Annotated in this window: 5 protein-coding genes and 1 pseudogene; all 6 read left to right on the top strand. The window is 69.9% G+C overall.

What is annotated here, in order from left to right; genetic code table 11:
- A pseudogene (locus HUU95_RS10605) lies at positions 1-327 on the top strand (P-type conjugative transfer protein TrbL); the annotation flags it as partial.
- Between the two features lie 15 nt (positions 328-342).
- Positions 343-1131 (top strand): conjugal transfer protein TrbF, encoded by a 789-nt coding sequence (gene trbF, locus HUU95_RS10600; protein WP_174280084.1) that lies wholly within the window; start codon positions 343-345, stop codon positions 1129-1131.
- Positions 1128-2111 carry a P-type conjugative transfer protein TrbG gene (gene trbG / locus HUU95_RS10595; protein WP_174280082.1) on the top strand — a complete coding sequence of 328 codons (984 nt, stop codon included), beginning with the start codon at positions 1128-1130 and terminating at the stop codon, positions 2109-2111. The genes trbF and trbG overlap by 4 nt, the downstream gene beginning before the upstream one ends.
- Positions 2108-3322 carry a TrbI/VirB10 family protein gene (locus HUU95_RS10590; RefSeq protein WP_174280081.1) on the top strand — a complete coding sequence of 405 codons (1215 nt, stop codon included), beginning with the start codon at positions 2108-2110 and terminating at the stop codon, positions 3320-3322. Before trbG ends, HUU95_RS10590 begins: the two co-directional genes overlap by 4 nt.
- On the top strand, positions 3310-3564 hold the full coding sequence (locus HUU95_RS10585; protein ID WP_368039810.1) for a DUF2274 domain-containing protein: 255 nt from the start codon (positions 3310-3312) through the stop codon (positions 3562-3564). The genes HUU95_RS10590 and HUU95_RS10585 overlap by 13 nt, the downstream gene beginning before the upstream one ends.
- Before the next feature lie 6 nt (positions 3565-3570).
- On the top strand, positions 3571-3818 hold a 248-nt coding region (locus HUU95_RS10580), incomplete at its 3' end, for a helix-turn-helix domain-containing protein (RefSeq protein ID WP_174280080.1).

The raw sequence follows: 3818 nt of genomic DNA, 5'->3' as shown, positions 1-3818 counted from the left end.
ACCGACCTCGAGGCGCCGCCAGCTTTCTCGACCTCGCCGGCCGCCCGGGCCGGTCGCGGCAACGCCGCGCATGCCGGCATGTCCAACGCGCTCGGACTCGGCAAGGCGGCGAGCAGCGGCTGCGCCGCTGGTGCCGCGGCGTTCGCGAGCGGCGGCAATGCGCCTGCTGCCGAGGCGGGCGCCGGCGGAGCACCCGCCTGGGCGCAGGCGCTCAAGGCGCAGCAGACCGCCCGCCATCGCCGCCAGGTCGCGCTCCAGACCCTCAAGGAGGGCGACCGCGGTGGTGCCTCCGCCACCCCCGACATCAAGGAAAGGGAAGACCGATGACGATCTTCGATGCTCATGATCTTTAGGCGAGCGGTACAACGCTACGGGCGCACACCCGAACCCGAAACGCCATTCAGCCGCGCCGGCCAGCTCTGGGACGAGCGGATCGGCTCCGCCCGCGTCCAGGCACGCAACTGGCGGCTGATGGCGTTCGGTGGGCTCATCCTTTCGACCGGGCTGTCCGGCGGGCTCGTCTGGCAGTCGATGCAGAGCCGCGTCACGCCTTATGTGGTCGAGGTCGATCGGCTGGGCGAACCGCATGCGGTCTCGCCGGCCGAGGCCGGCTATCGTCCGACCGATCCGCAGATCGCCTGGGGGCTGGCGCACTTCATCGCCGACATCCGCTCGGTGTCGCTCGACCCGGTGCTGATGCGCGCCAATTGGCTCGAGGCCTACGACTTCGCCACGCGGCGGGGTGCGCAGTTCCTTGGCGACTATGCACGCACCGCCGACCCGTTTGCCAACATCGGCGAGCGCACCGTCGCGGTGCAAGTGACGAGCGTGGTGCGCGCGTCCGACCGCTCATTCCAGGTCAAGTGGACCGAGACCGCGTATGACCGCGGTAGTGCGGCGGGCACGTCGCACTGGACCGGCATTATCACCGTGCTCGTCAAACCCCCGACCTCGACCGACACGCTGCGCAAGAACCCGCTCGGCCTCTACGTCGACGCAATCGATTGGAGCCGCGAGCTCGAGCCGACCGCGCCTGCATCATTGCCCGCACCATCCAGTCCGCCGGCCCACGGCGCCATGCCGATGCTGCCGGGCGCGACACCCACCGACACCCCGGAGATCCAGCCATGACCCGTCGTCCCCTCTGTCTCGCCATGCCCGCCGCGATCCTGTTGCTCGCGGCGGCACCGCCGCCGCCCGTGCCGAATGCCGCCACGGCAAGTCCGACCTTCAACGCGGTAGCGGCCCAGACCGGGCCGACGACGCCGGTCCTGGTCGCCGCTTCGGGCGTCCGGACCGCGCCGACGCGACCGCTTAATCCCCGCCATCATCGGCGCTGGACGCCATCGCCCGCGATCGTGCGCGTCGCCGCCGCCACTCGGGTGGCGACCGAGGAGCCCGACCGGACCAGCTTCATCAACGCGGTCCAGGTCTATCCGTTCGGCGACGGCGCGCTCTATCATGTCTATACCGCGCCGGGGCAGGTAACCGACATCGCGCTTCAGGCCGGCGAGGCGCTCGGCGCCGTCGCGGCCGGCGATACCGCGCGCTGGGTCATCGGCGACACGTCGAGCGGCGCGGGGGAGGACAAGCGGACGCACGTGCTGGTAAAGCCGTATGCCGCCGGGTTGGCCACCAACCTCGTCATCACCACCGACCGGCGCGTCTATCATCTCGCGCTGACCAGCACAGTCCGGACCGCAATGACCGCTCTGTCCTGGACCTATCCGCAGGACCAGCTCATCGCACTGCGGAAGGCGGCCGCAATGAGCGCGGCCGCTGCGCCGGTCGCCGCCGGTATCTCCGTCGACCAGCTCCGCTTCGACTATGCGGTGAGCGGCGACAAGCCCGACTGGCGGCCGCTCCGGGCGTTCGACGACGGTCGCCAGACCTTCATCGAGTTTCCGCCGACGATCGCGACCGGGATTGCGCCGCCCTTGTTCGTCGTCGATGCCAAGGGAGAGGCATCGCTCGTCAACTACCGCGTCAACGGCCGCTTCTACGTCGTCGACCGGTTGTTCGACGTCGCCGAGCTGCGGTTCGGGCTCAAGCACCAGGACATCGTGCGGATTACCCGTGCGTCGGCGGTTGCCACCCGGAGGGCGTCGTGACCGGCGCGCTCGCCGAGGCGGCCGCGGGCGAGACGGTCGAGCGCAAGCTCGATCCCGAGGCCCTTGCCATCCGCGCTCGCCCGATCCGCGCGATCCGTTTTAAGCGCGGGCTGATCGTCGGCCTTGCCGGCGCGGCCGTGATCGTGCTCGTCGTCATCGCCTGGTTTGCGCTCAAGCCGCACGTGTTTCGCGTCGTGGCCCAGCCGGAGGCCGTGGCCGAGCCCGAGGCGCGTCCGCCCGTCGACGCGCTCGGCACGTTGCCCAAGACCTATGGCGACGTGCCGCGCCTCGGGCCGCCGCTGCCGGGCGATCTCGGCAAGCCGATCCTCGAGCAGCAGCAGGCATCAGCGTTCGCCGCCGAGGGCGGCGGCAGCGTTGCGACGCACGCCGCCCAAGCGGAGCGCGAACGCCGGTCCGCCGAGCTGAAGGCGGCGCGGCAGTCGGGGCTCCTTGTTCAGAGCGGCCAGCGCGCCGAGGCAACGCCGGCGGGTGCGGCGACCGTCGAGGCCACTGCAGCGGCCGGGAGCGATGCCGGCAAGGTCGCGCTCGATCCCGAGCGGGACCCCAACGGTCAGCAGCGTAAGTCCGACTTCGTCGGGCGGCTCGCCGGTGACGGCGACGTCAACCCGCACGCACTCGTCGCCGCAGCATCACCCTATATGCTGTCCGCCGGCAGCGTCATCGCCGCGAGCCTGAACACCGGCCTCCGGTCCGACCTGCCGGGGCTCGTGACGGCGCAGGTCACCGAGAACGTGTTCGACAGCGCCACCGGCCGCATCCTGCTCGTGCCGCAGGGCGCGCGGCTGGTCGGCAGCTACGACAGCGTCGTCGCTTTCGGCCAGCGCCGCGCGATGGTCGTCTGGCAGCGGATCATCCTTCCCGACGGGAGCTCGCTTCGCCTCGACAACGTGCCGGCAACCGACACCGCCGGCTACGCCGGGCTCGCTGACAAAGTCGACGTCCATACCTGGTCGTTGCTGAAAGGCGTGGCGCTCTCGACGCTGCTCGGCGTCGGTGCCGAGCTGCAATTCTCGGGCGAGAGCGATCTCGTCCAGGCGCTGCGCCAATCGACCCAGCAGAGCGTCGCGCACGCCGGTGACCAGCTCACGTCGAAGACGCTCAACGTCCAGCCGACTATCACCGTGCGGCCCGGCACACCGGTCCGGTTGGTCGTCCACAAGGACCTCGTGCTCGCGCCATGGCGCGGATGATGGAGACAGCCATGCCCAACCTGAAACTCGCCAAGCTGCCGGACCGCACCCCGGTCAAGCTCACGATCAGCATCACTCCCGAGCTTCATCGCGCGCTCGACGATTACGCACGACTATACAAGGACGTGCACGGCGTCGCCGAGCCGGTCTGTGAGCTGGTTCCGGCGATGCTCGCCGGCTTTCTGGAGGCCGACCGCGGCTTCGCCAAGGCGCGGCGCTCGCTCGATCCGAGCGGCGCCTGATCGACCATGGCGACGATCCTCAACGTCGCGGACGCGGCCGCCTTTCTCGGCGTCCATCCGAACTCGATCCGCAGCTACGCCAAGGCCGGGACCATTCCCGCGGTCAAGCTCGGCCGGGGCTGGCGCTTCATCCAAGACGACCTTGTCGCCTGGATGCGCGAGCGGTATCGCAATCACGCGCGGATGCAGCCGAGTGCCGACCAAGAGGAGGCAATATGGCACTCTGGAACCGTGCAGGAACATATTACGTCAAG

Source organism: Sphingomonas bacterium, assembly GCF_903643065.1.
Lineage (GTDB): Bacteria > Pseudomonadota > Alphaproteobacteria > Sphingomonadales > Sphingomonadaceae > Sphingomonas.
This window is presented reverse-complemented; position numbering and strand designations above follow the sequence as displayed.

Excerpts from the sequence above, each read along its gene's own strand:
- trbF (WP_174280084.1), top strand. The coding sequence starts at position 343 with ATGATCTTTAGGCGAGCGGTACAACGCTACGGGCGCACACCCGAACCC.
- trbG (WP_174280082.1), top strand. The coding sequence starts at position 1,128 with ATGACCCGTCGTCCCCTCTGTCTCGCCATGCCCGCCGCGATCCTGTTG.
- HUU95_RS10585 (WP_368039810.1), top strand. The coding sequence starts at position 3,310 with ATGGCGCGGATGATGGAGACAGCCATGCCCAACCTGAAACTCGCCAAG.